The sequence below is a fragment of the Bradyrhizobium sp. CCBAU 21365 genome, from assembly GCF_015291305.1.
In the GTDB taxonomy this organism is placed as follows: domain Bacteria; phylum Pseudomonadota; class Alphaproteobacteria; order Rhizobiales; family Xanthobacteraceae; genus Bradyrhizobium; species Bradyrhizobium elkanii.
The window spans coordinates 585,819-612,669 of sequence record NZ_CP030036.1; the positions used below are offsets into that span (position 1 = coordinate 585,819).

General features: G+C 64.0%; 18 protein-coding genes and 1 tRNA gene. 13 read left to right on the top strand and 6 right to left on the bottom strand.

The window, feature by feature from the left end:
- Window positions 1–25: 25 nt before the first annotated feature.
- The 3 genes from XI02_RS02700 to XI02_RS02710 all read left to right on the top strand — a co-directional run bounded on the left by XI02_RS02700 (window position 26) and on the right by XI02_RS02710 (window position 2,917).
- Entirely contained in the window at window positions 26–1,240 is a 1,215-nt protein-coding gene (locus XI02_RS02700; protein ID WP_311990364.1) for a c-type cytochrome, read from the top strand.
- A gap of 138 nt (window positions 1,241–1,378) precedes the next feature.
- Window positions 1,379–2,059 (top strand): response regulator transcription factor, encoded by a 681-nt coding sequence (locus XI02_RS02705; protein ID WP_172646039.1) that lies wholly within the window; start codon window positions 1,379–1,381, stop codon window positions 2,057–2,059.
- 117 nt (window positions 2,060–2,176) lie between these two features.
- Complete coding sequence (locus XI02_RS02710) at window positions 2,177–2,917, top strand: response regulator transcription factor (protein ID WP_172646038.1); 741 nt, start codon at window positions 2,177–2,179, stop codon at window positions 2,915–2,917.
- 203 nt (window positions 2,918–3,120) lie between these two features.
- Here XI02_RS02710 and XI02_RS02715 read toward each other — a convergent pair whose 3' ends face one another.
- Window positions 3,121–4,494, bottom strand: a complete 1,374-nt coding sequence (locus XI02_RS02715) for a hybrid sensor histidine kinase/response regulator (RefSeq protein ID WP_172646037.1) — start codon at window positions 4,492–4,494, stop codon at window positions 3,121–3,123.
- Window positions 4,491–5,663, bottom strand: coding sequence for an FIST N-terminal domain-containing protein (locus XI02_RS02720; RefSeq protein ID WP_172646036.1), 1,173 nt, complete (start codon window positions 5,661–5,663; stop codon window positions 4,491–4,493). Before XI02_RS02720 ends, XI02_RS02715 begins: the two co-directional genes overlap by 4 nt.
- A gap of 462 nt (window positions 5,664–6,125) precedes the next feature.
- Here XI02_RS02720 and XI02_RS02725 point away from each other — a divergent pair, with 462 nt between their 5' ends.
- Window positions 6,126–8,159, top strand: coding sequence for a methyl-accepting chemotaxis protein (locus XI02_RS02725; protein ID WP_172646035.1), 2,034 nt, complete (start codon window positions 6,126–6,128; stop codon window positions 8,157–8,159).
- A 193-nt stretch (window positions 8,160–8,352) separates the two neighbouring features.
- Here XI02_RS02725 and XI02_RS02730 read toward each other — a convergent pair whose 3' ends face one another.
- Window positions 8,353–8,721 (bottom strand): DUF3175 domain-containing protein, encoded by a 369-nt coding sequence (locus XI02_RS02730; protein ID WP_016847122.1) that lies wholly within the window; start codon window positions 8,719–8,721, stop codon window positions 8,353–8,355.
- Window positions 8,722–8,905: 184 nt separating this feature from the next.
- On the opposite strand from XI02_RS02730, the gene XI02_RS02735 reads away from it, so the two are divergent.
- The 8 genes from XI02_RS02735 (at window position 8,906) to XI02_RS02770 (ending at window position 19,101) form a co-directional block, all read left to right on the top strand.
- Window positions 8,906–10,396 (top strand): MFS transporter, encoded by a 1,491-nt coding sequence (locus XI02_RS02735; RefSeq protein WP_026192115.1) that lies wholly within the window; start codon window positions 8,906–8,908, stop codon window positions 10,394–10,396.
- A gap of 3 nt (window positions 10,397–10,399) precedes the next feature.
- Window positions 10,400–11,233 (top strand): trehalose-phosphatase, encoded by an 834-nt coding sequence (gene otsB, locus XI02_RS02740; protein ID WP_069278686.1) that lies wholly within the window; start codon window positions 10,400–10,402, stop codon window positions 11,231–11,233.
- 202 nt (window positions 11,234–11,435) lie between these two features.
- Window positions 11,436–12,890, top strand: a complete 1,455-nt coding sequence (locus XI02_RS02745) for a trehalose-6-phosphate synthase (RefSeq protein WP_026192116.1) — start codon at window positions 11,436–11,438, stop codon at window positions 12,888–12,890.
- Window positions 12,891–13,343: 453 nt separating this feature from the next.
- Window positions 13,344–13,433 (top strand) — tRNA-Ser (locus tag XI02_RS02750).
- A 410-nt stretch (window positions 13,434–13,843) separates the two neighbouring features.
- Window positions 13,844–14,848, top strand: a complete 1,005-nt coding sequence (locus tag XI02_RS02755) for a TAXI family TRAP transporter solute-binding subunit (RefSeq protein WP_172648966.1) — start codon at window positions 13,844–13,846, stop codon at window positions 14,846–14,848.
- Between the two features lie 32 nt (window positions 14,849–14,880).
- A complete protein-coding gene (locus tag XI02_RS02760) occupies window positions 14,881–15,474 on the top strand; it encodes a hypothetical protein (protein WP_244980863.1) in 594 nt (197 codons plus the stop codon).
- Window positions 15,475–15,511: 37 nt separating this feature from the next.
- The gene (locus tag XI02_RS02765) at window positions 15,512–16,126 is read left to right on the top strand and encodes a DsrE family protein (protein WP_172646033.1); all 615 of its coding nucleotides are present in this window, start codon (window positions 15,512–15,514) and stop codon (window positions 16,124–16,126) included.
- A 122-nt stretch (window positions 16,127–16,248) separates the two neighbouring features.
- Window positions 16,249–19,101, top strand: coding sequence for a hypothetical protein (locus tag XI02_RS02770; RefSeq protein WP_172646032.1), 2,853 nt, complete (start codon window positions 16,249–16,251; stop codon window positions 19,099–19,101).
- A 124-nt stretch (window positions 19,102–19,225) separates the two neighbouring features.
- Here the strand turns inward: XI02_RS02770 and XI02_RS02775 are convergent, their stop codons facing one another.
- The 3 genes from XI02_RS02775 to XI02_RS02785 form a co-directional block, all read right to left on the bottom strand.
- Window positions 19,226–20,653, bottom strand: coding sequence for an HlyD family type I secretion periplasmic adaptor subunit (locus XI02_RS02775; RefSeq protein WP_172646031.1), 1,428 nt, complete (start codon window positions 20,651–20,653; stop codon window positions 19,226–19,228).
- Window positions 20,640–23,282 (bottom strand): type I secretion system permease/ATPase, encoded by a 2,643-nt coding sequence (locus XI02_RS02780; protein WP_244980862.1) that lies wholly within the window; start codon window positions 23,280–23,282, stop codon window positions 20,640–20,642. The genes XI02_RS02775 and XI02_RS02780 overlap by 14 nt, the downstream gene beginning before the upstream one ends.
- 576 nt (window positions 23,283–23,858) lie before the next feature.
- Window positions 23,859–25,295, bottom strand: coding sequence for a hypothetical protein (locus XI02_RS02785; RefSeq protein ID WP_172646029.1), 1,437 nt, complete (start codon window positions 25,293–25,295; stop codon window positions 23,859–23,861).
- Between the two features lie 683 nt (window positions 25,296–25,978).
- Here XI02_RS02785 and XI02_RS02790 point away from each other — a divergent pair.
- Window positions 25,979–26,716, top strand: a complete 738-nt coding sequence (locus XI02_RS02790) for a bifunctional 2-polyprenyl-6-hydroxyphenol methylase/3-demethylubiquinol 3-O-methyltransferase UbiG (protein WP_016847132.1) — start codon at window positions 25,979–25,981, stop codon at window positions 26,714–26,716.
- The last annotated feature ends 135 nt before the right edge of the window (window positions 26,717–26,851 follow it).

A 26,851-nucleotide genomic window follows, 5' to 3' on the forward strand; every position in this document is an offset into this window, starting at 1 on the left:
GATCGCCCAGGAGGCAGCATTGTCCGTGTCTTGCATCGCCCGAAACGAACTGCGCACCCCCTCGCGCAACACGCGGTTGGAACATGCAATCCGGACCGTGCTGCTCTCCGCGCTGCTTCTGGTGCCGGCCCTGGCGGCCGGCGCCGACGAGACAAAACCGCCGCTGCGGCTCTGCGCCGACCCCACCAACCTGCCGTTCTCGAGTGACGACCCGGGCAAGCCCGGCCTCTATCTCGAGATCGGCCAGGCGGTGGCGCAAAAGCTCGGCCGGACGGTGAGCACCAATTGGTACAAGTCCTATTTCGGCAAGCGCACCGTGCGGGAGACGCTGCTCAGCAAGCAGTGCGACGCCATGGTCGGCCTGCCTTTGATCGACGATTTCATGGGCCCGGCGGTGATCTTCTCGAAGCCGATCGCCCATGAAAGCTATGCACTGGTCGGTGGCAAGGATCGCAAGCTTGCCGGCATCGACGACCTCAGGGGATTGCGGGTTGCGGTGCAGTATCAATCGACGCCGCAGAACCTGCTCGCGCTGCGCGACGACGTCCAGAAGGTGACCGTGCTCAGCCCGGAGGAGGGCATGGCGGCGCTCGCGCAGGGCAAGGTCGAGATCGCCTTCATCTGGGCGCCGGTGGCGGGCTGGCTCAACAAGACCAGCTACGGCGACAAATATCAGATCGTGTCGACCGAGGGCGACGGCCTGCTCTGGGCGACCGCGATCGGTTTTGCCAAGGCGTCCGGTGCGCTGCGCGATGAAGTCGACGGCGTGCTGCCGGGGCTGCAGGCGGAGATTTCCGCCCTGTTTGCCAAATATGGCGTGCCGAACGGCGCGCCGGTGAAGTTCGGCGAGGCCGACCGGGCGACGACGTCGTCCGTTGGCGCCAGCGAGCCCGTCACGGTCGGGCAGGCGGCCGCGGCCGAAAAGCCGATTCAGACCGCCGCGACCGCAGGCGATGCCAAAGGGGACGCCAAGGGGGATGCCACCGCCGGGCGGGAAGTCTTCAACGGAACCTGCGCGCATTGCCACGGCCCGGACGCGGTGCAGGCCGAGCGAAAGATCGATCTCAGGCTGCTCAAGAAGCGCTATGCTGACGACATGGAATCGACATTCTGGAAGACGGTCCATGACGGGCGGCCGGCCAAGGGCATGCCGGCCTGGAAGGACGTCTTCAACGACGACGAGCTCAGAAACGTATATGTCTATCTGCAGAGCGTGCAGGATACCGGCGAATCGAACTAGAAGCTGCGATGCGCAATTGGAGCGTTTTCGAGCGAAGTGGCCACCGGTTCGCGTGAAACAAACGCGTCAAGTCGAGAATCGAGAGCCCCGTTCCGATTCCATCGGAACGGAAACGGCTCGAGCAGGGCGAGGGTCCTCATGATGGGGTTCCTGATCATCGACGATCACCCCTTGTTCGGGGAGGCGCTTGGCAACGCCATTCGCATCTCGCATCCCGATGCCCGGATCTATGAGGCCACCTCGATCAAGGGGGCGCTTGGCATCCTCGCCAGCGAGCCGAATATCGACCTGGCGCTGCTCGACCTGCTGCTGCCCGACGTGGTCGGCTTCTCCGGCTTCCAGAAGATCAGGGATCGCTATCCGCGGCTGCCGATCGCGATCGTCTCGAGCGAGGAGGACAAGCACACCATCCGCGAGGCGCTCGAGATGGGCGCGGTCGGCTATCTGCCGAAGTCGACCTCGCTCGGCGAGCTCTCGAAGGCGATCGCGCGCGTGCTGAGCGGGTCGGTCTCGGCGCCGCGGGATTTCGTCGCGGTCGGCGCGCTGGAACAGTCCGAGACGGCGCGGACGCTGCGCGAACGGATTCAGAAGCTGACGCCGCAGCAAATTCGCGTACTTCATCTGATTATCCGCGGCCTGCAGAACCGCGAGATCGCCGCCGAGCTCAAGCTCGCGGAATCCACCGTGAAGGCACATGTGACCGAGATCCTGCGCAAGCTGAAGCTGTTCAGCCGCAACAAGGCGATCATCGAGCTTGGCAAGATTCCGCTTCCGGTCCCGGAGGCCTGTTCGGGCGCAAAGGCGGAGAAGGCGCCCTAGCCGTGCTGCACTGCGAGGCGGGCGCATTGGAAATCCTGCCTATAGGCTGCCACCCGGCTTTGAGATAACGTCGTGCGCATTGGCTGTCATGAGCATCCGAGGGAGGACGGCGCAGCATTGACCACGACCGCGCCCCTGGCGGACGAGCCGCCGCCCGGCAGGGCGGGTGCGCCTCGACTGCTGATCGTCGAGGATCACCCGCTGTTCCGTGCCGCCCTGATCGGCGTGATCGGGGCTGAGTTTCCCGACGCCGAGGTACTGCAGGCGACGTCGATCGACGGTGCGCTGGACGTGATCGCCGCGCGCGACGGCCTTGATTTGATCCTGCTCGATCTGTCGATGCCCGGGACCACGGGCCTGCTCGGCGCCTACCGGGTGCGTGCCGCCGCGCCGCGCAGCGCGCTCGTGATCGTGTCGGCGCATGACGATCCCCGGATCGTCGGCGGCGCGATCTCGCTCGGCATTTCCGGCTACATCCCGAAGTCGACGCCGAAGCTCGAGCTGGCGCGGCTGTTGCGCGGCATCCTCGAAGGCGCGGTGTGCCTGCCGACGCGCTTCCGCGATACCGCCACCGCGCGGAAGGCCCAGGCCGAGACGCGCGAGCTGGTGCAGCAGCTCGGCCAGTTCACCGCGCAGCAGCTTCGCGTGCTCGACATGATCTGCCGCGGCCTGCAGAACAAGCACATCGCCTATGAGCTCGATATCTCGGTCACCACCGTGAAGGTGCATGTCTCGGAGATCCTGCGCAAGCTCGGCGTGCGCAGCCGAACCGAGGCCATCATCGCACTGTCGAAGCTCGACTTCGGCAAGCACGACCACGCGCCGGTGACGGCCTCGCCGTCGTCGCATGGCGACTAAAGCGCGATGAGCTTAGGTTGAATCACCATCGCGCTTTAGCTCCTTGTTTGAGCATGATCTTTTCGGAAAACCGCTTCGCACTTTTCCGGATCATGCTTTAGAGCCTTTATCCGTTCCGATGGAATCGGAACGGGGCTCTAGGTTCTTGTCTGACGCGTTTTCTTCACGCGAACCGGTATCCACTTCGCTCGAAAACGCTTTGTTCATAACCGCGCGCCCGACTGCTCCGCCGCCAGCAGGAACGACAGCAGCGAGCGCATCTCGGCGGGCTTGATCGGCTTCTTCAACAGCTCATGGCCGAAGGCAGATACGTCGGAGGCGGCCTTGGCCGAGTAGTCGGCGGTCACGATGATCGCCGGCACCTTGGCGTTGATCGCGCCGCGGATGACATCGACGGCCTGAATTCCGGTCTCGCCATTGTCGAGGTGCAGATCGGCGATGATGGCGTCGGGAATGCCGTCCAGCGCGTGGATGCGCTCGAGCGCCTCGGTCTTGGAGATCGTCACCGCGACGTCGCAGCCCCATTTTTCCAGCAGATGGGCGAGACCTTCGGCGCTCGAGAGGTCGTTCTCGATCAGCAGGATCTTGGCGCCCTCCATGCCGCCATAGCGATAGTCGACGCTGGCCTGCTCGCGCACCGGGATCGCAACCGGATCAAGCGTGCGGGGCACGGTGACCGAGAACACTGAGCCCTTGCCGGCGCGCGAGCTCAGCCTGATGTCATGGCCGAGCAGGTCGGCAAACCGGCGCACGATCGAAAGACCAAGCCCGATGCCGGCCTTGTCGCCGGCGCTGGTCTCGCCGCGCTGAAACTCGACGAAGATGGCTTCGCGCTGCGCCTCCGGAATGCCCGGCCCGGTGTCGTGCACCTCGATGCAGATGTCATCGCCCCTGGGCCGGCACCCCATCAGCACGCTGCCGCGCTGGGTGTAGCGCAGCGCATTGGCGACAAGGTTTTGCAGGATCCGCCGCAGCATCAGCGGATCGGAACGGACCACCGCGGACGACGGCATGATCCGGAAGCCGAGATTGCGCTTGGCGGCGGTCGCGACAAATTCCTGCTCCAGCGGCTCGAACAGCGAGGCGATCGCGACCGGTCCGAATTCCGGCCTGAGCACGCCCGCATCGAGCTTGGAGATGTCGAGCAGCGTCCGCAGCATGTCCTCGAGCGTCGCCAGCGAACGGTCGATCTGGTCGGTCAGCGCGACGTTCTTGGACCCGGTTGCCATCTCGGTCAGCGCGGACAGCGTCAGCCGCGCCGCATTCAGCGGCTGCAACAGATCGTGCGTGACCGAGACCAGCACCGATGATTTCAGCGAGCTCGCCGCCTCAGCCTGCTGCTTGGCCTGCAGCAGGCGACCATTGGTTTTCTCCAGCGATTGCAGCGCCTGCTTGAGCTGCTGGGTGCGGTCGCGCACCTGCTGGTCCAGCGCAATGGCTGTTTCAAACAGAGAAAAGGCGTTGAGTTGCTGATCGGTCGAGCGTTCGACGCGCGACATCAGCGCCGCGTTGATCTTGCGCAGCTTCTCTGCCTCGCGTTCGAGCGCCGCAATTCGCGTGGTCCTGGTATCCGTCATTGCGGCGCGAGTGCCCGCTTGCCGATGGCGATGCCGGTCAGCGTCTGGTTGACATGCATGGAGCGATACTGCTCGCCATAGGTCTGAAAGCCAATCACTTTGTTGCGGCGATAGAGCTCCGACATCTCCCGCGACAGCTGGCGCTGCTCGACGTCGAGCCGGCGCAGCACGCATTCGAAGCCGATGAACATCGAGACCTCGCCGAGATCCTCGGTCAGCTCCTTGAGCAGGCGGCTCGTCACGTCGATCGGGTCGCGCTCACGCGCCACCGTCAGCACCATGCCCTCGTCGATGGCGCAGAAGAATTGCAGCGATCCGTCCGGGTTGGTGCGCTGGATCGACCGCGCGTAATAGGCGCCGCCGACGCGAACCAGCACGGGATGCGCGGCGAAGGAGAACAATTCGAGCTTGCTTTCGCTGAGGCCGACGGCACGGGAATATTCCAGCGCGGCCGGCTCGGCATTCAATTCCTTGACGATGCGGTGCTCGATGTCGGCCTCGGTCACCACCATCTTGGTCGAGGTCGGTTCGAAGTGGTCGCACTTGAACAGGCGGAACGGCAGCCGGGTCCGGATCAGGATCAGGACGGCGGCATCGGTAAAGGCCTCGCCGCCATGAAAGACCCACGATTTCTCGAAGCGCAGGCCGTCGCCCGCGGAGCCGCCGACCACCGGGATGTCGCCGAGCGATGCATAGATCGCCGACATGATGGTCTCCTCACGCTGGCACATGCCGTCGATGAAGAGCAGCCCGAAGGAATCGTGGGTGTGATCGCAATGCTCGGTGCGCTGCGCGAATTCGTTCTGCAGTTCGGTGCAGATCGCGCGGCCGTGGTCGACCCGAAATGTCGCAAGGTCGAACAGCGGACGGGCCGCGATGACGAAATCGGCCGCGTTGAAGCCCATCGCGACGACGCTGTCCTCGTCCCAACCGCTGGGCGACAATTCGCCGGCCGTGGTGCAGCCGAAGATCGGAACGGCGGGCATCCGGCTGGACAGTTCGGCAATGAATGTCTGCGGCTCGTAGAACGGCGACACGAACACCACGAGCATCGCGAGATCGGCCGCCGCCAATTGGCGCGCGATCTCGCCGGCCGCCTCCCGCGGCCCGTCGGTCTTTGCCTGCACCACGACAATACTGTCGGCGGCGCTACCGTTCTGCTTCGCCAAAGGCGCTCTCCCTGACCAGAATTTTTTGCTTTTCTTGGCGCGGCCGGTTGAACCCGCGCGGGTCGTGAGGGCATCCGGACTATGGCGCGATGGCTCGCGTTCCGGCTTGCCCGTGGCTTTCAGGTCGTGAGGGGAATGCCATTGGCCGGGCTATTGCGCCGGCAGCTACGCTCGCCGCAAGCGCCAATGGCGCCGGTCGACGCGATGACATGGGACACCTCCCGATGTGTTCTCCTGGCCCGGGCAGGGCCAAGTTTGATCGGTTCTAAACTATCGGGCCGGACCCCCGCGTCAATCACCTTACCCACCCGCCTAGCCCGACCAAGGTAGTATCGCGCCGGGCCAGGCGGCCGCTGCCCATTTACCGGGCCTTATCGATTCTGCCTTAGTTTTGCGCTCCGGGGTCTGGGGCGGGTTGCTGCCGGACCTCGCGTGGTTTTCAGAATGAAGACGGGGGTTGGAATGCCGGGGCTGAAGCGATCGTTGTCGATCAGGATCCCAACCCTCAGATTTCGCGCCAAGATCATGCTCGGCTTTGCCGTCACGCTGGCGCTGTCGGCAGCCACCATGGGCTTTGCCTATATGGGCTTCGAGCGGGTCTCCGCCGGCGTCGGCTCCTATCGCCAGAGCGTCGCGGAAGCCGATCTCGCCCGCAACATCGATCGCGAATTGATCTCCTACCGTTCGCTGGCGCGCTACTTCGTCGCGACCGGCAAGGAGGACGACGCCAAGGCCGCGCTCGCCGCCGAGGGTAGCCTGAAGGACGCCATCATGGCGTCGATGAAGGGCACCACCAATCCGGCCCGGCTCGAGCAGATCACCAAGCTGGAGCGCGAATTCCGCGCCTTCACCAAGATCTTCGCCGAGATCGTCCGCATCAAGAACGACAGCGCACAGACCGCGCAGAACAAGCTGACCCGCAGCGCGACCTCGATGCGCTACAAGCTCGACGATCTGCCGAGCAATGCCGATGATTCCGAGCTGCAGTCGATCCAGTTCGGCGCCAAGAAGGTGGCCGACCAGCTCCAGTCGATCACCGGGGCCGTCAATACCTTCGTCGTCAACGGTGACAAGACGGTCGCCTCCAGCGCGCTCGCCCGGCTGAAATTCGCCGACAATCTGGTGAAGGCGATCACCTCGAATAACGAGCGGATCACCCAGAGCGTGAAGGACATTACCGCGCTGCTCGAAGAGTACCGCGAGGCGCTCGCCAAGCTGATCGCGAATGCGAAGTCGATCGACGAACTGACAGTCGAGATGACGGAGTCTGCGGCCGCCATCAGCCAGGGCGCGGCGGCGATGAAGTCCGATCTGCTCGGCGACCAGAAGCGGCTTGAAAACGAATCGCACACCATGATCGGCGAGACCGAGCAGCTGATCCTGATGCTGGCCGCGGGCAGCTTCGTGCTCGGGCTGGTCTGGGCGTTCCTGCTGGGCAAGGGCATTTCGCGACCGATCGCGGCGATGTGTGCGGCGATGCGCGAGCTCGCGGCGGGCAATTTCGACGTCGTGCTGCCGGGCCTCGGCCGCCGCGACGAACTCGGCGAGATGGCCGGCGCCGTGGAGGAGTTCAAGGTCCAGGCGATCGCCAAGGCCGAACGCGATGCCGCGACCCAGGAAGCGCAGAACAAGGCGAGTGCGACCGCGCGGCGCAACGAGCTGATTCGTTTTGCCGACGAATTCGAATCCGCCGTCGGCTCGATCGTCTCCAACGTGTCGGCCTCCGCCGTGCAGCTCGAATCGGCGGCCGGTACGCTGACCCGGACGGCGGAGACCACGCAGAACCTGTCGAGCCAGGTCGCCGGCGCCTCCGAGGAGGCCTCCAGCAACATGCAATCGGTCGCCTCCGCGACCGAGGAACTGTCGGCGTCGGTCGACGAGATCGGTCGTCGCGCCAAGGAGTCGAGCCAGATCGCCGATTCCGCCGTGCGTCAGGCCGAGCAGACTGATGCCCGGATCGGCAAGCTCTCGCGCGCCGCGCAGGAGATCGGTGACGTCGTCAAGCTGATCACCGCGATCGCCGAGCAGACCAATCTACTGGCGCTGAACGCCACCATCGAAGCCGCGCGCGCCGGCGACGCCGGCCGCGGCTTCGCGGTGGTTGCCGCCGAGGTGAAGTCGCTGGCGAGCCAGACCGCCAGGGCCACCGACGAGATCTCCACCCATATCTCGGGCATGCAGGCGGCGACGCAGGAATCGGTCGCCGCGATCAAGGAGATCGGCGGCACCATCGGGCAGATCTCCGGGATCGCGACCAACATCGCAAGCTCGGTCGAGCAGCAGAGCGCGGCAACGCAGGAGATCGCGCGCAGCGTGCAGAACGTCGCGCAGGGCACGCAGGAAGCGGCCTCCAGCGTCACCCAGGTGAACCGCGGCGCCACCGAGACGGGCGCAGCTTCCGAAGAGGTGCTGAATTCGGCCCGTTCGCTGTCGGTCGAGAGCTCGCGGCTGCGCGAGGAGCTCGACCGCTTCATGGCCAATATCCGCGCGGCGTAAGGCGCGCGCGGGTCCATCAATTATCGTCGTCCTGGCGAAAGCCAGGACCCATAACCACCACTCACCATTGTTTTAAGTGCAACTTGCCGCGCGCCCTTTTCGTGGGCTGCGGCGTATGGGTCCTGGCTTTCGCCAGGACGACGAATTAATCGCCTGCGCCGGGACGACGCTGTTGGTTGGCGGGATGATGCGACTAATCCCGTCCGAACTGGTGCTTCAACTCGACCTTGGCGCGCTCCAGCCGCGACCGCTCGGTCTTCGGCAGCGTCTTGCCGGCGCGGTTGATATAGAAAGTCAGCATCGACAGCGCGGAACGATAGGCGCCGCCCTTGCGGCGCGCGCTGTGCTCGGCGGATTGCTTCAGCGATGATGCGATCTTCTTCGCGCTGGTCTGCTTGAACACGCCGGGCTCGAGGTCGAGCGCGTTGCTTTCTTTCGTCACCCGCTGCGACCAGCGCTTCGCCGTCGTCTTGCTTGCGCCACGCCTGCGACGCGTCGTGCTCGCGGACCGTGCCGGTGATTTCCTTGCCGTCTTGCGCGTTGCTTTCTTGTGTGCGGCCATCGATGCCTCCGTATCTTTTGAGCCGAGAACAGCTCGCCGCGATCGCGGTTCCTATGCCGCATTGCGGGAACCCTTGCCGGCCTGCGGCGTTGACACCGCGTGGCGGGCACTCCGTTTGCCGCAATTCCGGGTGAGTGAACCTTGGAACAGATCGTTCCGGGGTTTTTCTCATTGGTCGATTCTGATGACAGTGCAGCCGACACAATTGAGTTCCGCGACGACGCAACAGGCCGTGGCTCCGGTCACGCCGGACGATGACCGCATCATCGAGACCTCGATCCCGGTCCGGCTCGACAATCTCAGCTGGAGCCGCTTTCACACCCGCGTCGTGCTGGCGCTCGGCATCACCTGGATCCTCGACGGGCTGGAAGTGACGCTCGCGGGTGCATTGTCGGGCGCGCTGAAGGACAGCCCGACGATGAGCTTCTCCAACGCCGATGTCGGTCTTGCCAGCAGCGCCTATCTCGCCGGCGCCGTGCTCGGCGCGCTCGGCTTCGGCTGGCTTACCGACCGGATCGGGCGCAAGAAGCTGTTCTTCATCACGCTCGCGCTTTATCTGTCGGCGACTGCCGCGACCGCGCTGTCGTGGAATGTCGCTAGCTACGCGCTGTTTCGCTTTCTCACCGGTGCCGGCATCGGCGGCGAATACACCGCGATCAATTCGACCATCCAGGAACTGGTGCCGGCGCGCTATCGCGGCTGGACCGATCTCGTCATCAACGGCAGCTTCTGGATCGGTGCGGCGATCGGTGCGCTGAGCGCCATCATCCTGCTCGATCCCGCGTTCCTTGCACCCGATCACGGCTGGCGGATCGCCTATTTCACCGGCGCGGTGCTCGGCCTCGTCGTGCTGCTGATGCGGATGTGGATTCCGGAGAGCCCGCGCTGGCTGATGATTCACGGGCGTCCCGAGGAGGCCCACAAGATCGTGGCCGACATCGAGACCTCCGTGCTTGGTCATGAGCAGCCGAGCGCAGACTTTGAGAAGATCAGGCTCCGGATGCGCGATCACACGCCGCTGCGCGAGGTCGCGGTGACGCTGTTCTCCACCTACCGGCAGCGCTCGCTGGTCGGGCTCACGCTGATGGCCGCGCAGGCGTTCTTCTACAATGCGATCTTCTTCACCTTCGCATTGATCCTGACCGACTTCTTCGGCGTCGCCGCCAGCAATGTCGGCTGGTACATCCTTCCCTTCGCCGCCGGCAACTTCCTCGGGCCGCTGCTGCTCGGCCGCCTGTTCGATACGCTCGGCCGCCGCACCATGATCGCGCTGACCTATGGCGTCTCGGGGGTGCTGCTGGCGCTGTCCGGCTATCTGTTCTCGATCGGCGTGCTCAGCGCGCAGACCCAGACCATCGCCTGGATGGTGATCTTCTTCTTCGCTTCGCCGGCCGCAAGCGCCGCCTACCTCACCGTCAGCGAGACGTTTCCGCTGGAGGTCCGCGCGCTCGCGATCGCCGCCTTCTATGCGATCGGCACCGGCATCGGCGGCGTGATCGGACCGGCGTTGTTCGGCGTGCTGATCGACACCGGATCGCGCAACAGCGTCTTCGCCGGCTACCTCTTGGGGTCGGCGCTCATGATGGTCGCCGCGGTGGTCGCATGGCGCTATGCCGTCGCGGCCGAGCGGAAATCGCTCGAATCTGTCGCGCGGCCACTGGCATTTGTGGAGTAGACTATGACGAAGCATGAATTGGCCGAAATGCCCCTGGATGATGACATCGCCCCTGACGTCAAGACGGACAGCGTGCCGAGGCCGGCGTCGCTGATTCCGCCGCTCCGCCAGGCCGCGGTGCTGCTTGACATCGACGGCACCCTGCTCGATTTCGCGCCGACGCCGCGCGAGGTCTGGGTGCCGCCGGAACTGTCGACCACCCTGAGAGAGCTGCATGAGCGCACACACGGCGCGCTGGCGCTGGTCAGCGGCCGCTCCCTCAACGACATCGACCTGATCTTCGCGCCGGAAGTGTTTTCTGCGATCGGCGGCCATGGCGCCGAGATGCGGCTGCAGCCGGACAGCGAGGCGGTCGCCGCACACGCGCCGCCGCTCGACAAGGAGTTGAAGCGCCGTCTTGCCGCGATCGCAAAGCTCAGCCCCGGCATTCTGCTCGAGGACAAGGGCTATTCGCTGGCGCTGCACTATCGGCTGGCGCCGCAGGCGGAGAGGGCGATCTATGAAGCGGTGTCGCTGATCCGCGCCGAGCTGCCGAATGCGCCGATCGAGGTGCTGCCGGGCAAGAGCGTCTGCGAGATCAAGCATTCCGGCTTCACCAAGGCGACGGGCGTGCTCGAGTTGATGACGCATGAGCCGTTCAAGGGACGGCGTCCGTTCTTCATCGGCGACGACGTCACCGACGAGACCGTGTTCGCGATCATGCCTGATTTCGACGGTCTCGCGTTCTCCGTCGGCCGTCGCGCAACCGGCGTTGCCGGACATTTCGACGGACCGAGCGATGTGCGCGAATTCCTCGCGCATCTGCTCGACGTTGATAGGGACGTCAGCCTGTCCTAATAGCAGCGCATTCATCGCAGACGAATCGAATACGGTGCTTTTGCGTCGTGGCGTCAACCTCGCGCGCAATTTTCTTTTCGCGAGTTCCCGCGAGTTCCGTGCGTGTTCGCCAGAATTTGGTTTCAATTGGGAGATTCCTTGATCAGGAACCATCTTGATGAATGGTTGTTAATACGCGAGTTGACCAACAGGAGGGGACCTGGTGAACCTCGTCGTCGTATCGAACCGCGTCTCGCGCGGAAAACCCAATGAACCCATGACGGGGGGGCTGGCAGCGGCATTATTGCCGGTGGTGGAAAAGACAGGGGCAATATGGGTTGGTTCCAGTGGACGCGTCCGCGACGGGAACCTGAAGGAACCCTTCGCAGAGGTCGAAGCGCTCGGGGCGGGCGCATTGGCGATGCTCGATCTGCCGGCCGCGCACTATGGCGGCTACTACGAAGGCTTTGCCAATTCGGCGCTGTGGCCCGCGATGCATTCGCGCGCCGATCTGATTCGCGCGTCCCGCGAGGACTACGCGAGCTATCGCGAAGTCAACGCGTTCATGGCGCGCGCGTTGCTGCGCTTCCGCAAGCCGGATTCCGTGTTCTGGGTCCAGGACTATCATTTCCTCGCGCTCGGCGCCGAACTGCGCGATCTCGGCGTCACGCAGCCGATCGGCTTCTTCCTGCACACGCCATGGCCGGCGCGCGCGGTGATCGCGGGCGTGCCCAATCATCGCGAGCTGATCGAGGCGATGCTGTCCTATGACCTGATCGGCTTCCAGACCGATGAGGACTGCGAGAACTTCCTGAGCTACGTGCAGCACGATCTCGACTTCGAGCTGCGCGACGGCGTGATCAATTCGTCGTTCGGCCGCACCCGCGCCGCGGTGTTTCCGATCGGCATCGATCCCGGCAAGTTCGCGCAGCAGGCGACCAAGGCGATGACGCATCCCGACGTGACGCGGCTGCGGCGCAGCCTCAATGGCGAGAAGCTCGCGATCGGCGTCGACCGGCTCGACTATTCCAAGGGCCTCGTCAACCGCATCAAGGCGTTCGACAAGATGTGGACGCTGCATCCGAACCTGAAGCGTTCGGTGTCGCTGCTGCAGATCGCAACGCCCTCGCGCGGCGCGATCGAAGCCTACGGCAATCTGCAGAGCGAGGTGGCGAAGCTCGTCACCGACGTCAACGGCGTGCATGGCGAGGTCGACTGGACGCCGATCCGCTACCTCAACAAGGGCTTTGGCCAGGGCGTGCTCGCAGGCCTTTACCGTACCGCGCAGGTCGGCGTCGTGACGCCGCTGCAGGACGGCATGAACCTGGTCGCCAAGGAATATGTCGCCGCGCAAAACCCGGCGGACCCCGGCGTGCTGGTGCTGTCGAAATTCGCCGGTGCGGCGAACGAGCTCGACGCCGCGCTGCTGGTCAATCCGCACGACATCGACGGCATGGCGCGCACTTTGGCGACGGCGCTCGCGATGCCGCTGACCGAGCGGCGGATGCGCTGGGAAGCGATGATGGAGAAGCTCAACAGCGGCACCATCCAGCAATGGTTCGCCGATTTCATCGAGGCGCTGCAGGATACGCACCACAGTGCGGGAAACGCGGCGCTGCCCGAGCCACCAACCCTGTGGCCGCGCCGCACGGCGGATTTTGCCGCGCGATATCACTGAGCGAGCATGACGATGCAGGATGGGTGCGTTAGTTCGCCCATCCGCCGTTCTGTCGCGCCTGCCTAGTGCGCAATTGCGCACGGGAGCAGGGACGACACTGAGTGTGTTGCGCGCTCAGTGGTCATAACCTCGCGTTCTCGCGACGGGGCTCGCGAAGGCGAGAATCCAGCATCCGTTCTTCCAGGAGCGATGCGGCCCAATAGATTCCGAACCCGCGCCTGCGGCGAGCCTCCGGAATGACGAAGAGGCGGGCTGACCGGATGCATCCATTGATTTGCGCCGGTCCCTGACCGACCACCGGCCAAAATCGCGCGGGGCCGCGTGCAAGGCGACGGGGCGCAGTTGCCATATCTATAGATTTACCCAATGTTTTCAATATGTTGTGGAAATTTCACGCTCCCGGCCCGCGCTCCCTTGCAAAATCCGCCTCAGCCCTTCAAGAGAGGGCCTCCCGGAGAGATGGCCGAGTGGCTTAAGGCGCACGCTTGGAAAGCGTGTGTGCGGGAAACCGTACCGTGGGTTCGAATCCCACTCTCTCCGCCATTCTTAAGATCCCTGCACGCCAAACGACGATTGCGCCGCTTGCGTTGGCAAGTTGTGCTGAATGCACGCCAATGGCCAGGGCAACAACAGAAGCCGTTCATGAGACCTGGTCGGGGCGGAATTGCCGCACCGAAACCGCCGGTCGTCGGCAGAACGGCAACAACGCGGCAGAACGCCATTGCCGATGCCCGCCGAATTTCAGCCCGCGATAGAGCCGTACGAGACGTCGATCCCTCGCTGCTGCGGCGTAGGGGCAGGCACACTGGATAATCCGGAAGGGGTAGCGGGCTCCCCCATGCGGAGAAATGGCGCGCGCCGACGAACTGCATGAAACTACGACAAAATGACCGATCGGCGAGGGCGGAGACCCCATGGGACAGACCGCAAAAAGTGATTGGCGCCCATTGGGCATGCTGGCGCTGCTGATTCCGCTGCTCACGACCGTTCCGCTGTCCAACGTGGATGCACAGGCGCAACCTGCTGCATCGCGTCAATTACGACGCGAGCCACCGCCGCAAAAGCCGCAGGTGACGATGAATGCCTGGACGGTCGGCCTCGCCGGGGGCCTGCTCGAGGGCGCGCCCATTCGTCTCGCGGCCGAAATCGCCCGCGTCGTAGACGATGGCGACAAGCTGCATGTGTTGCCGGTCGTGACGCGCGGGCCGACGGAGAATGTGAACTCACTGCTGTATCTGCGCGGCATCGATGCCGCCATCATCAATTCCGACGTGCTCGAGGAATACAGGAGCCAGGTGCCGGATATCCAGCAACGGCTGGCTTTCGTGCTGAACCTGTTTCCGTCCGAACTGCATATCTTCGTTCGTCCCGAGATCCAAAGCCTGAGCGATCTCGCCGGCAAGAAGGTGAACTTCAATAATCTGGGTACTGCGGCGGCCTATTCGGGGCCGCTGATTTTCAGCCGCCTTGGCGTCGATGTGGAAAAAACCTTCATTCCTCATCAGGTCGCGCTCGAGCAGATGCGCAAGGGCGAGATGGCCGCGGTCGTCTTCATCACCTCCAAGCCGGTGGATGCTTTCGTGCGCGCCCGCTGGGAGCCCGGGTTCAAGTTCCTGCCTGTTCCCTATGACAAGAGGTTCGAAGACTTTTATCTTCCCGCCTCGCTCGAGGCCACGGAATATCCCAATCTCATCAAGCAGGGCGAGCGCGTCACGACAATTGCAGTGCCGACCGCTCTGGTGGCCTTCAACTTTCCGGCCAAGTCGAACCGCTATGAGCGCCTAGCGCGCTTCGTGGAGTATCTGTTCTCGCGGATCGACAAGCTGCAGCAGCCGGGCTTCGACCAAAAGTGGAAGACGATCAATCTCGCCGCAACCGTTCCCGGCCTGACGCGCTTCCCCGCAGCGCAGGCGTGGCTCGATCGCGAGCCGCGCGCCGCCGCAAATCCATCGCAATGAGACGCGCGGCGACCTGCGCGGTGGCTGGAGTCTTGCTCGCAAGCGGCATTGCCTCGGCGCAGGCGGCAGGACTTCGTCAGATCGCTCAGCTCCGCGATTGCTCCGCCAAGGAGAACTCCAAACGACCGGAGTGCTTCGACAAGACGCCGCGGGCGTCCGCGCTGCCCCAGGCGAACCAGGCTAGCAGCTGGGTCGTCAGCCTGACGACTTCACCCCTCGATTATTCACCGGTCGCTACCGCCACGACGTCATCGCGCGACGGTGCCGGCGAAAGCGGAATGACGCTTTCGATTCGCTGCCATGGCGGGCGGAGCGAGCTGATCGTCGCCGGATCCCGCGTGTCCGGTCGCGGCGATGGATATGCGATGTCCTACCGTATCAACGACGGTCCGCCGCAACAGGTCGCGGCGGCCGTGCCTGTGTCCGGGACCGGCGTTGCGTTCGGTGGCGACGTGATTCGCTTGCTGCAGTCTCTTCCGGACGGCGGAGGTCTCAATATTCACCTCGCACCCCGTACCGGACCGGCGCTGGATGCGGTGTTCCCGTTGAGCGGGATGGATGTGGTGCGCGCGAAGATCACCGCTGCCTGCAGGTGGCCACAACCGACGGCAAAACCCAACGGATAGAGATTTGAATGACGTGTCTTTAACAGGAGAGGCATCAATGCGTGTGTTTCAGAAAATTGCGAAGGTAACCATCATCGGAGCCGCAACGGTGCTGCTGTCCGCTTCATACGCTGCGGCGGAGCAAGGCGGCGGACGGTATTGGACGCCGACAACAACGAATCCCACTGCGGACTATCGGCACGTTTCAGAAAAGGTCCAAAGGGTTCATGTCTCGCGCAAGGCGACCACCCACAAGAGGGAACGATCTCCTCTCAACGCCAACGCCCGGCTTCCATCCAACACCAAGTCGCACAACCTGATCCTGCAGGTGAACACGAACGATCCCGCAGCCATGAATCTCGCGCTCAACAACGCAGTCAATGTTGCGCAATACTACAAGGATCTCGGCGAGAAGGTGAAGATCGAGGTGGTCACCTTCGGGCCCGGCCTGCACATGCTGCGCGACGACACGTCGCCGGTGAAAGCCCGTCTCGAGGAAATGGCGCTGAGCACGCCGGAGGTCTCGTTCAAGGCCTGCGGCAATACCCAGGAAAAAATGCACAAGGCCGAGAACAAGGACATCCCGATCGTTCGCCAGGCGGAGGTGGTGAAGTCAGGCGTCGTGCGCGTGATGGAACTGCAGGAGAAGGGCTGGTCCTATGTGAAGCCGTGACCTGTGGCCTAACCCGAAAGGGGTGGGTGGGTCCTCCATGCGGGCTGTAGGCTTCGCGCTGCGGTACGGCGCATAATACCGCACCTCAACAGATCGTGTCGCCGTGCGACGGGTGATTGCGGATGGGCCCGGTGATCCTCAAGGACAAGGCAGTTGCCGGCTGCGACATCGCAGATTCGTCGCGCCGGCTGCTGCCCAGGGCGGGACGGTCCGCGCTGTCGTGGACGACTGCCGCCATGCTCGCAATGGCGTGCGCGCCGGAAACACGGGCTTCCCCGGATCCGGCCCGCCCTTCGACGCAACCGCAGCATTCGGCGGCTGCCCGCAGTCTCGGTTTCATCGAAGTGGCCAAGAACGGCGCTCCCGAAGCCTTGCCGCCGGGTCGAGGCGGCAACGGCAGACCGGTGCAGGTTGTCCAAGCGACAGTCAACGACCCGGGCGAGGCTTCGAAACGGGAATACAACTGGGCGGAGTCGCTCTCCTGCGAACTGACGAATGCCAGACGTGACATCGAGTTGCTGCAACGTCTCGAGCAGGAGCGCTACCGGGCCGAGTCGCTGGAGCAGAGTCTCGCGGCGGCGCGCCGCGATATCGAGGCCCGGGCCGCGTTGACGGACAAAGCGGCCGAGGAGAAGCAAGCCGCGCTGGGCGGCGCGGAGCTGCTGACATCCCTGCAAGAGACGCGTGAGCGGGCGGAGCGCCTGGAGCGGGATCTGGCGGCCGCGCGGCGCGATGTCGAAACCCAGACCGTGCTGGCGACAAAGGCGGGTGAGGAAGCGTCTCGGCTGAAAGCAGCGGCGGAAGGCGGCGTGGCCGATCTGCAACGGGAGCGCGAGCGGTCCGCGCGGCTCGATCAGGATCTCGAGGCATCGCGCCGCAACGTCGAGACTCAGACTGCGCTGGCGGCAAAGGCAGGCGAGGAGGTTTCCCGGCTGAAGGAAAGCGGCGCTACGGAGCTGCAGTCGTCCCTGCAAAGGGAGCGCGAGCGGAGCGCGCAGCTGGAGCAGGATTTGGCGGCAGCGCGGCGCGATGTCGAGACCCAGATGGCGTTGGCGACAACGACAAAGCAAGAGGCTCTGCGGCAGAAGCAGGCAGCGGACGTCGGAGCTGCCGAGCTCAGGCAATCACGCGAACGAGCCGAGGCGCTGGCGCAAGACCTCTCCCTGTCGCGCAGCTCGATCTATGCATATGAAGCCCAAGCCCGCAAATCCGGAGACGAAGCGACGGAGCTCAGGCAGGCGGTTGCAAGCTGCACGGCTTCGGCCAGCAAGTTCACACCCGACGAAGGTGAGCGGTTCGCGCGGCTGGAGCGGGATCTTGCGGCTGCCCGCAGCAATGTCGCGACCCAGGCCGCGCTCGCGACCAAAGCAGGCGAGGAGGTTTCCCGACTGAAACAGCAAAGCGAAAGCGGCGCGGCCGAGTCGCAGAGCTCGCTGCAAAAGGAGCGAGAACGGTCCGCAAGGCTGGAGCAGGATCTCGCGGTCGCCCGGCGTGATGTCGAGGCCCAGACCGCGCTGGCGGCAAAGGCGGCCGAGGAAGCCCTGCGGCAGAAGCGGACGGTGGAGGCCGGGGCCGCCGAGTTGCGGGAATCGCGCGCGAAGGCCGACGCGCTGGCACAGGAGCTTTCCCAGACGCGAAGCACGAGCTACGCCTTCGAGGCGCAGGCCCGCAAAGCCGGTGAGGAAGCGGCGGAGTTCAGGCGGGCGGCTGAGAGCGGCGCAGCTTCGGTTCACAAATCGACGCCGGACGAACGCGAGCGACTGGTGCGGCTGGAGCAGGATCTTGCGGCTGCCCGCAGCGATGTCGAGGCGCAGACCGCGCTGGCGGCGAAAGCAGGCGAAGAAACCGCCCGACTGAAGCGGGAAAGGGAAAGCGGTGCGGCGGAGTTGCAGAACTCACTGCAAGCGGCGCGGGCTGATCGGCTCGAGCAGGATCTTGCGGCCGCGCGGCGTGATGTCGCGACCAAGACGGCCCTGGTGACGAAAGCAGACGAGGAAGCGTCCCGGCTGAAGGCGGCGGAAAAGAGCGGTGCGGCCGATCTGCAAAAGGAGCGCGAGCGGTCCGCCCGGCTGGAGCAGGATCTTGCGGCAGCGCGACGTGATATCGAGAGCAAGGCCGTGCTCGTGACCGAAGCGGGCAAAGAAACGTCCCGACTGAAGGCGGTGGAGAAGAGCGGTGCGGCCGACCTGCAAAAGGAGCGTGAGCGGTCCGCCCGGCTGGAGCAGGATCTTGCGGCAGCGCGACGTGATATCGAGAGCAAGACTGTGCTCGTGACCGAAGCGGGCAAAGAAACGTCCCGGCTGAAGGCGGTGGAAAAGAGCGGTGCGGCGGACCTGCAAAAGGAGCGTGAGCGGTCCGCGCGGCTGGAGCAGAATCTTGCGGCAGCGCATCGCGACAGCGAGACCCAGACGGCGCGGGCGGCAAAGGCAAGCGAGGAAATGGTGCTGCAGAAGCAGGCAGCCGAAGCCAGCGCTGCCGAATTGAGGCAATTGCGCGCCAGGATCGACGTGCAGGCACCGCACCTCCCGTTGTCGCGAAGCGCCATCCATGCGTATGAGGCCGAGGATCGCAAGGCGCACGGCGCGGCGTTGACGACCGGTGCGACCGCGCGGGACAAGTCCATCGGAGTGACCACCAATCCAACCGCCGAACAGACACGAGCGGCGCCCGCTCGCGCGGTTGCCCAGCCTGCTCCCGAGCAGGCTGCGGAAGCGGGAGGGTTGGTTGCGCGGGCGAGCTCCTTGCTGCGTCAGGGCGACATAGGCGCGGCGCGGCTTGTCCTCGAGCGCGCCGTGGAAATGGGCAGCGCCCAGGCGAGCTTCGCGCTCGCAGAAACCTACGATCCCCTGATTCTTGCGAAATGGGGGACTTACGGCACGCGCGGCGACGAGCGCAGGGCACAGGACCTCTATGCCAAGGCCAACGCCGCGGGAATCCAGGAGGCGAAATCGCGCCTGGAGGCGCTGCGCCGATAGCGCATGTGCCAATCCACCGGCAATTTCACCGCGATCGTCTGAACGACTGGCACCAACGCGATCAGCTTCGTTCTGAAGCGAGTGGCGCGTCGCTCGGCTGCAATGTCCGGCGACGCGCTTCGCTTTACCGTTCGCGCAGGGCCTCCTGCCGGTACCGTGCCAGCGGCGAAAGCAGGTAGCTGATGATCCTGCGCGTGCCGGTCTTGATTTCGACCGTCACCGCCATGCCCGGCCCGAGCTTGACGAGCTTGTCCTCGATTTGCATGTGCGTCCGGTCGAGCGAAACGCGCGCGGCATATTCCAGCTCCTGACCTTTAGGCTCGCTGCTGCTCTGCGCCGCGCCCAGTGTCCGGTCATTGGGGTTGCCCTGTTGCTTTTCGCGCGTGATGGCATCCGTCGACACGCTGAGCACATCGCCATGCAGCAGCCCGTACCGGGTGAAGTTGAACGTATCGACCTTGATCTCCGCCTTCTGGCCGGGATGCACGAAGCCGATGTCGCGGTTCGAGAGCATGGCCTCGATCTCGAGCTGGCTCTCGCTCGGGACCACGACGGCCAGCGCCTGAGCGGGCGTCACCACGCCGCCCACCGTATGAACCGCAAGCTGCTGCACGACGCCGTCGACCGGTGCGGTCAAGCTCTGCAGCTTCGTTCGCCGATCCGCCTTGACCACCTCCTGGGCGGCGCTCGCAGCCTTCTGCTCGGCCTTCGCAAGAGCATCATAGGTCGCGCGGCGATACTCCGCGGCAGTCTTGTCCTTGGTCTCCCTCAGCAGCGCGATCGCCGCATCGGCTTCGCGCAGCCGGCTCTGCTGCAGGACGAGGTCCTGCTGCATGGCGACCAGCTCCTGATATTCGGAGAGATAGACGACCTTCGACGCCAATGCCTTCTCGACGAGACCCTTGCGGATGTCGACGCGCTCCTTCAGGACCGGGATCGTCGCCTCCAGCTTGTCGACGCTCGCCGATGTGGTCGCCCGTTCCGCCTCCTTCTGCCCCTGCTGGCGCTCGATTTCGGAAAGCTTTGCGCTCTGTTCGGCGCGCTGGCTGATCAGGAACTGGCGATGCATCTCGATTTCGTTCGCACTTGCGTTTTGCGGCGGCCGGAAGGCCGCGAGCGGGTCTGCGGCCAGCGCGGCGCGCAGCCGCGCGACGTCCAGCTCGGCTGCAAGCAGATCGCTCTTCTGGCGCTCCTGGTCGGCCTCCGTCATTGTCGGGTCCAGCTCGATCAGGACGTCGCCGGCCTTGACGCTCTGGCCGTCGCGGACGCGGATGGCGCGGACCACACCCGTCTCGAACGGCTGGATCAGCTTGGTGCGCCCGCCCGGCACGATCTTGCCGGTCGCGCTGGCGACGATATCGACGCTGCCGAGCGTCGCCCACAACAGCGCGATGCAGAACGCGGCGATGATGCAGGCCCCGATCGCGCGCCCGATCGGCGATGGCGGCGATTCGGCGATCTCGAGCGCCGCCGGCAGAAAGGCGATTTCGTGCTCGCGGCGGCGAGGTTCGCGTCTCGGGAACGCGACGACATTGCGGCTAGCGGACGTCATGGATACCGGCCTGCAGATAATGGAGGTTGGCGTAACGGCCGTTGGTGCGGATCAGCTCGTCATGGCTGCCGTCCTCGACGATGCGGCCATGCTCGAGGGTGATGATCCGGCTTGCATTGCGCACCGTCGACAGCCGGTGGGCGATGACGAACACGGTCCGGCCGGCGGAAATCCGCCTCATGTTCTGTTGGATCGCGCGCTCGCTTTCGTAGTCCAGCGCGCTGGTCGCCTCGTCCAGGATCAGGATGCGTGGATCGGTGATGAGTGCACGCGCGATTGCGATTCGCTGGCGCTGCCCGCCGGACAGGCTGCTGCCGCGCTCGCCCACGACGGTGTCGTAACCCTCCGGCAGTTCGAGGATGAAGTCGTGGGCGCCGGCTAGCTCCGCCGCTTCGATGACGCGCTCCATTGGCATCGCCGGATCGGCCAGCGCGATGTTGTCGCGGACCGTGCAGTTGAACAGTACGTTTTCCTGCAGCACGACACCGATCTGGCGCCGCAGCCAGCTCAGATCGACCATCGCGAGATCGACGCCGTCGACCAGCACGCGGCCGCTCTCCGGGACATAGAGACGCTGGATCAGCTTGGTGATGGTGCTCTTGCCCGAGCCCGATGAACCCACGATGCCGATGACCTGGCCTGGCTCGACGCTGAACGACACGTCGTGCAGCACCTCGGGGCCGTCGATGCGGTAGCGGAAGGTCGCGTGCTCGAATGTGACCTGGCCGCGGATCGGCGGCAGCGCCGCGCGGGCCGGCGTGAAGCTCGGCTCGGGAATGGTGTTGAGGATGTCGCCGAGACGATCAATCGACAGGCGGGCTTGATGGAAGTCCTGCCAGATCTGTGCGAGCCGCAGAACCGGCGCGCTGACGCGCGCGGCCAGCATGTTGAACGCGACGAGCTCGCCGACAGTGAGATCCCCGCTGACCACCAGGCGGGCGCCGAAGTAAAGGGTCGCGGCGATGACCAGCTTGTTGATCATCTGGACCGCCTGGCTCGCCGTGTTGTTCAGGCTGAGCACGCGGAAGCTTGCGGACACATAGCCGGCGAGCTGCTCCTCCCAGCGGCGTTGCATCTGCGGCTCGACCGCCATGGCCTTCAGCGTCTCGATGCCGGTGACGCTCTCGACCAGGAAGGCCTGGTTCTCGGAGCCGCGATTGAATTTCTCGTCGAGGCGCCGACGGAACAGCGGCGCGGCTCCCGCGGAGATGCCGATGTAGAGCGGGAAGGACGCCAGCACGATCCACGTCAACGTCGTCGAGTAATAGAACATCACCGCAAGGAAGACGACGGTGAACAGCAGATCGATCACCAGCGTGAGCGCCGAGCTGGTCAGGAACTGGCGGATGTTCTCGAGCTCGCGGACGCGCGCCACCGAATCGCCGACGCGGCGGGTCTGGAAATAGGCGATCGGCAGCGCCAGCAGGTGACGGAACAGCCTGGCGCCGAGTTCGACGTCGATACGGTTTGTCGTATGCGCGAACTGATAGACGCGCAGCGTCTCGAGAACGGCCTCGAACACGGTCAGTACGACAAGCCCGACGACCAGCACGTCGAGCGTGCTCATGCTTCGATGCACGAGCACCTTGTCGATCACCACCTGGAAGAACAGCGGTGAGACAACGGCGAAGATCTGAAGGAAGAACGACGCCGCCAGCACCTCGCCGAGCAGGCGACGATACTTTTGCATGGCGCCGACGAACCAGGAGATATCGAAGCGCCGCGCAAGATCGGTCAGGCTGGCGCGCCGGGCCATCAGGATGATGCCGCCGTCCCAGATGGCCTCGAGTTGGGCCTGGGTGATTGTTTCGGGGCGCGGAGACAGCGGGCGCTGAACGAGAAGCTTGTCGTCGATAACCTTGCCGAGGATCAGGAAGCTGCCGTCGCGCAGCAGCGCAATTCCCGGCAGCGGGGTGACGGCAAGCCTGTTCCAGCTCGTCCTCTGCACCTTTGCCTTGAGCCCGAAATCCTTGGCACAGCGCAGGATTTCAGTAACGCCGAGGCGCGCTGCGCCGATCCGGTGGCGAATTTGGCCGGGGTCGGCAGCGATGCCATGGCAACGCAGCAAGATCGCGAGCGCAATGAGCCCGGATTCATCGTCATGTTCGGATTCGGCGCCGGGGGCCGGGGATTCGGTGTTTGCCGGATGGTCTGCGGCATCGTCGCGAGGCCCGCGCATCAGGATGCCAGGTCTCATCGCCAAGAAGCTCTTCGTGAGGCCGTCACGGGCACGCATCAGGCCCTCGCCGGCGCGGTGCATCAGGCCGGCGCCCAGGTCAAACGAGCGCGTGCGGATGTCGGCAAATGCATGACGTGCGCGCTGCGCGAGGCTCTGTGATCCAGCACAGATCAAACCGCCATCCCAGATCGCTTCGAATTCCGCGCGCGTCATCCGGCTCGGATGCGGCGAGGTCGGGTGCAGCACAAGCGCCACCTGGTCGTCGATCTTGCCCAGCAGCAGAAATCCGCCGTCACGCAGCGAGGCGATTCCGGGCAGCTGGATACCCGCAAGGCGGGTCCAATCCATTGTCCGCGAACGGACTTTGACTCCGAATTCGCGCGCGCAGCGAAGCATCGCGCGAATGCCGATCTCGTCGCTCCCGCAACGATCGCGGAGCTGGTCCGGCACAGTATTCACGCCATGGAGGCGCAGGAACAGAGCTAGCGCGCGAAGCCCTAGATCTGCGGCGGGGGCATTTCCGTTCTGGATCGCCATTCTTACTCAACCCTTCGCGGCTACCCGGCCGCGTTTGTGTTCCTTCTCATGCACTTCCAGGGACTGGGAATTCCAATGCCGCGCATCGACAGAGCATGCGACATGCCGCTTGCTCGCAGCCAAAAGGCGCAAGCAACATCAAAGCACTAGGGCCTCGAACCGCGAGGGGATTTCAAAGCAGTGGGATTTTAGACCTGCCCCCCGACTGCTGAACCGGTTCGTTAATGCGCAAAAATGGCGAAAAAAGTTTCAAATCTTGATTTTTGCACCGGTAAATTGCGCGCAAATTTGCCGCATACCCGAACCCGTTGCGCCAGCACGCGTTTTGATCGCTCGGAAACAGATGCGAGCGATGAAGCCAACCGAGATCAAGGCCCGCGCGTGACAGTCCCTTCACGGTTACCGTCCGCGATCGACCGCCCGTTTCCAATTCCCAACACGTCGATGGTACTGCACCCGGGCGCAGAGCCCCCGGGTGCAGCAGCCGGATCAACCTTGAGGTTTGCTCAAGAACGAGTTGTGCGTCCAGCCGGTCCCATTCGACATGGCCGCAACGATCTGACCAGCGTCGACCCGACCGGAGCTACCGGCCAGATACTGGTTCAGCAGCGCAAAGCCCTGGCTTGCCTGGGACGCTCGCGTGCCTTGATCGCCCCAACCGGTCGTCTGCGATGCTGCGTTCGCCAGGGTGCTGGTGTCCGCGCCCATCTGCTGCTGCAACTGCGCAAAACCGTGGTTTGCCAAGCTCCCGCTGTTTCCGCCAGTCCAGCTGGACGGCCGGGGATCCGTCACGCGGATCGTCTGCGGGTCCGACGACATCACAGCGCCGGTGGTCGGATCCATAGCGCTCGCGGTCAGCGTGAGGTTCGCGACCGGATGAGCATTGCCCTTGTAGTACGATGTCAGCGTCAATCCGCTGTCGACCTGCGCGGAAGTCAGGGTGATGTTGTTGCCCCTGAGCGTCGTGCCATCGCCGGTCGTGATCGTCTCGTATCGCGGCAGTCCCATGATGTTCAGGGTGAGGTTATCGTTGGGGTCGGTCGTTGTAACAGTCGTCCCCAGGTCCACCTGACCGCCTCTGCCGGCCACCCAGAGCGACTTGTCCGCGACGTCGAGCACCGGTGCGGTCACGCTTGGAGTCGTGGGGGTTGTCGGCGTCGTGGGGTCGGTCGGCGTTGTCGGCTGCGACGGTACCGTCGGATCGGTCGGCGTCGTCGGTGTCGTGGGCGTCGTCGGCGAAGAGGTGCCCTTCAGCGGAGGCGGCAGATCGCCCTGCAACTGCGCAGACGTCATCGAGGTGAAGTAAAGGGTCTTGTAGTTCGTCGTCAGTGCGACCCAATCGCTCATCCCGGCACCGGGATTGTTGGAGAAACCGTCGACGTATGGGGCTGTCGGGGTCGACCACCAATCAGCTCCCAGATCGGCAACGAGATGCTCGTTCGGATCAGTGGTCCTCATATCGGCCTGGACGTAGACGCCATCGACCGATCCGGCGGAATAGCTGCCGCGTGAGCCCGGCCAGAAATGGTCGTTGTATCCACTGAGGGGCGCAGCGCCCATCGCGCTGCCGTCCGCCTGCCTTGTCACGCTCCAGGAAGTGTTCGTGTTTCCGGAAAAGTCGGCGAGAAACTGAGATCCGGCGATCGGGTCCGTCGCCTGATCTTGCACGAGAACCCAGCCGCCAGTTTTCAGATGCACCCACGTCTGGAAGTTCGCGATCTGAACGTTGGCCGGATTGGAATCGTTGCTTGCCCCGGATTCGGGGTAAACCTGTCCCCATCCCGTGACGGAGGTGAAATTAGAGGGCGGGGTGCTGCCTGTATGGCCGGTGCTTCCGCCGTACCAGGAATAGCTTGTGGGGACGCCAAGCGGAAACCCTTCGCTGTTACCAGGCGTGTTTTGATAGATGACATCGGTCAGCGCCACTTTAGTTCTCCATTGCAGACCAAATTTAAGGACGAGGAATTCCGCTGCCGCGCATCAGAGATGTGCGACACATTGCATGCTCGCGACGTCAGTCGCGAACAGATTCCGATTCCAAAGAATTGCAGCCTCGAACCGCGAGGAGATTTCAAGCAGTGGGATTTTTGGAAGTTGCCCCCCCGACTGCTGGGTCGGTGGGTTAATAATCAAAAATGGCAAAAAAACTCTCAAAGTGTGATTTATACACACGTATATCGGCCCAATCCCTTGTTTCCGGCGCGCCCATGTTGCAAGCGCCGGATGCTTACCGATTCAAGCGCGGATTAAGTTCTGCGCTCCGGGGTAACCCGCAAGGATTATTGCGACGACCTCAAGATCAAGAACACACTTGCCGGTGGAGACGGATCGGTTCTCTTGAATGGCGGCTCGTGGGTTGACGAATCTGAAGCCCGACTATTTGGCCATCCAGCGGCGCCGGAAGGACACGCGGCCGTCTGCTCACCCGATCGCGCACTACGAATTCGAACGCAGGCTCTCGGATCGGCTGCGGTTCGCTGGCCGCGGCGAGCGCTCCCGTCGCCATCACGTGACCGCACGGCACTTCAGGTGCCGGTTCGCAAGAGCTGGTTGCAACTCTGGCGTCCCGATCGGTCGTCCAGGTCGCCATTCAATTGAGGGAGAGAACGATGGCTGTCGTCAGAGGGGCAGGGCTCGCGTCCGACGATCTCTATACTGGGGAAGGTTATGCCGAAGCCCATCCGGGCTGGCATGACGAGGATGCCGGAACCAAGGCCGCGAAGATCGCCAGGATCGTGCGTGCCAACAACATCACCTGCCGGACGATCGTTGACGTCGGTTGCGGAGTGGGAGGCGTTCTGAACGCCCTGCTTGAGCACGACGTCTTCCGTGACTCAACCGCCGTTGGCTACGATATCGCTCCCTATGCCATCACTGCCGCCAAACCGCGCGAACGGGACAATTTGCGCTTCCACTGCGGAGACTTCTCGCAAACCAGCGGAAGCTACGATCTTCTATTGTGCATCGATGTTTTCGAGCACATCGATGACTATATGGGCTTTCTGCGAAGGCTCAGAGGGCGTTCGAAATACTATGTGTTTCATATCCCCCTCGACCTTAATGTCCTCAGCGTTCTGCGCGATCAGCCCCTTCAGAAACGTAAGGAGGTTGGTCACCTGCATTACTTTGATCAGGCAACAGCTCTGGCGACACTGCGCGACACCGGCTTTGAGATCATTGATAGTCAGTACACCAGGCTTGAAGATTTCCTCCATCTCCATCCCGAATTGCGAACCACGAAAACCCTCCTCGTTAACGCCGGGCGGCGCATTGTCCGGACTGTTGCCGGAGAGGACCTGTCTGTGCGCTTGCTCGGCGGGGCATCACTGATGGTTCTCGCCAGCTAGAACGCGGGGTATCGGCGGCGCAAGCCGCCCGACACCTGAGAGGTTCATGAGAATGTTTTGCGAAAGTGAGTGAAGGAGTTCGGCTCCGATCCTGTGCAGGCCTTTGCCGGGTCACGGCCAGATGAAGCCCGAGCA

Excerpts from the sequence above, each read along its gene's own strand:
- XI02_RS02770 (WP_172646032.1), top strand. The coding sequence starts at position 16,249 with ATGGGCCCGGTGATCCTCAAGGACAAGGCAGTTGCCGGCTGCGACATC.
- XI02_RS02765 (WP_172646033.1), top strand. The coding sequence starts at position 15,512 with ATGCGTGTGTTTCAGAAAATTGCGAAGGTAACCATCATCGGAGCCGCA.
- XI02_RS02715 (WP_172646037.1), bottom strand. The coding sequence starts at position 4,494 with ATGACGGATACCAGGACCACGCGAATTGCGGCGCTCGAACGCGAGGCA.
- otsB (WP_069278686.1), top strand. The coding sequence starts at position 10,400 with ATGACGAAGCATGAATTGGCCGAAATGCCCCTGGATGATGACATCGCC.
- XI02_RS02725 (WP_172646035.1), top strand. The coding sequence starts at position 6,126 with ATGCCGGGGCTGAAGCGATCGTTGTCGATCAGGATCCCAACCCTCAGA.
- XI02_RS02730 (WP_016847122.1), bottom strand. The coding sequence starts at position 8,721 with ATGGCCGCACACAAGAAAGCAACGCGCAAGACGGCAAGGAAATCACCG.
- XI02_RS02735 (WP_026192115.1), top strand. The coding sequence starts at position 8,906 with ATGACAGTGCAGCCGACACAATTGAGTTCCGCGACGACGCAACAGGCC.
- XI02_RS02775 (WP_172646031.1), bottom strand. The coding sequence starts at position 20,653 with ATGACGTCCGCTAGCCGCAATGTCGTCGCGTTCCCGAGACGCGAACCT.
- XI02_RS02755 (WP_172648966.1), top strand. The coding sequence starts at position 13,844 with ATGCTGGCGCTGCTGATTCCGCTGCTCACGACCGTTCCGCTGTCCAAC.
- XI02_RS02705 (WP_172646039.1), top strand. The coding sequence starts at position 1,379 with ATGATGGGGTTCCTGATCATCGACGATCACCCCTTGTTCGGGGAGGCG.
- XI02_RS02790 (WP_016847132.1), top strand. The coding sequence starts at position 25,979 with ATGGCTGTCGTCAGAGGGGCAGGGCTCGCGTCCGACGATCTCTATACT.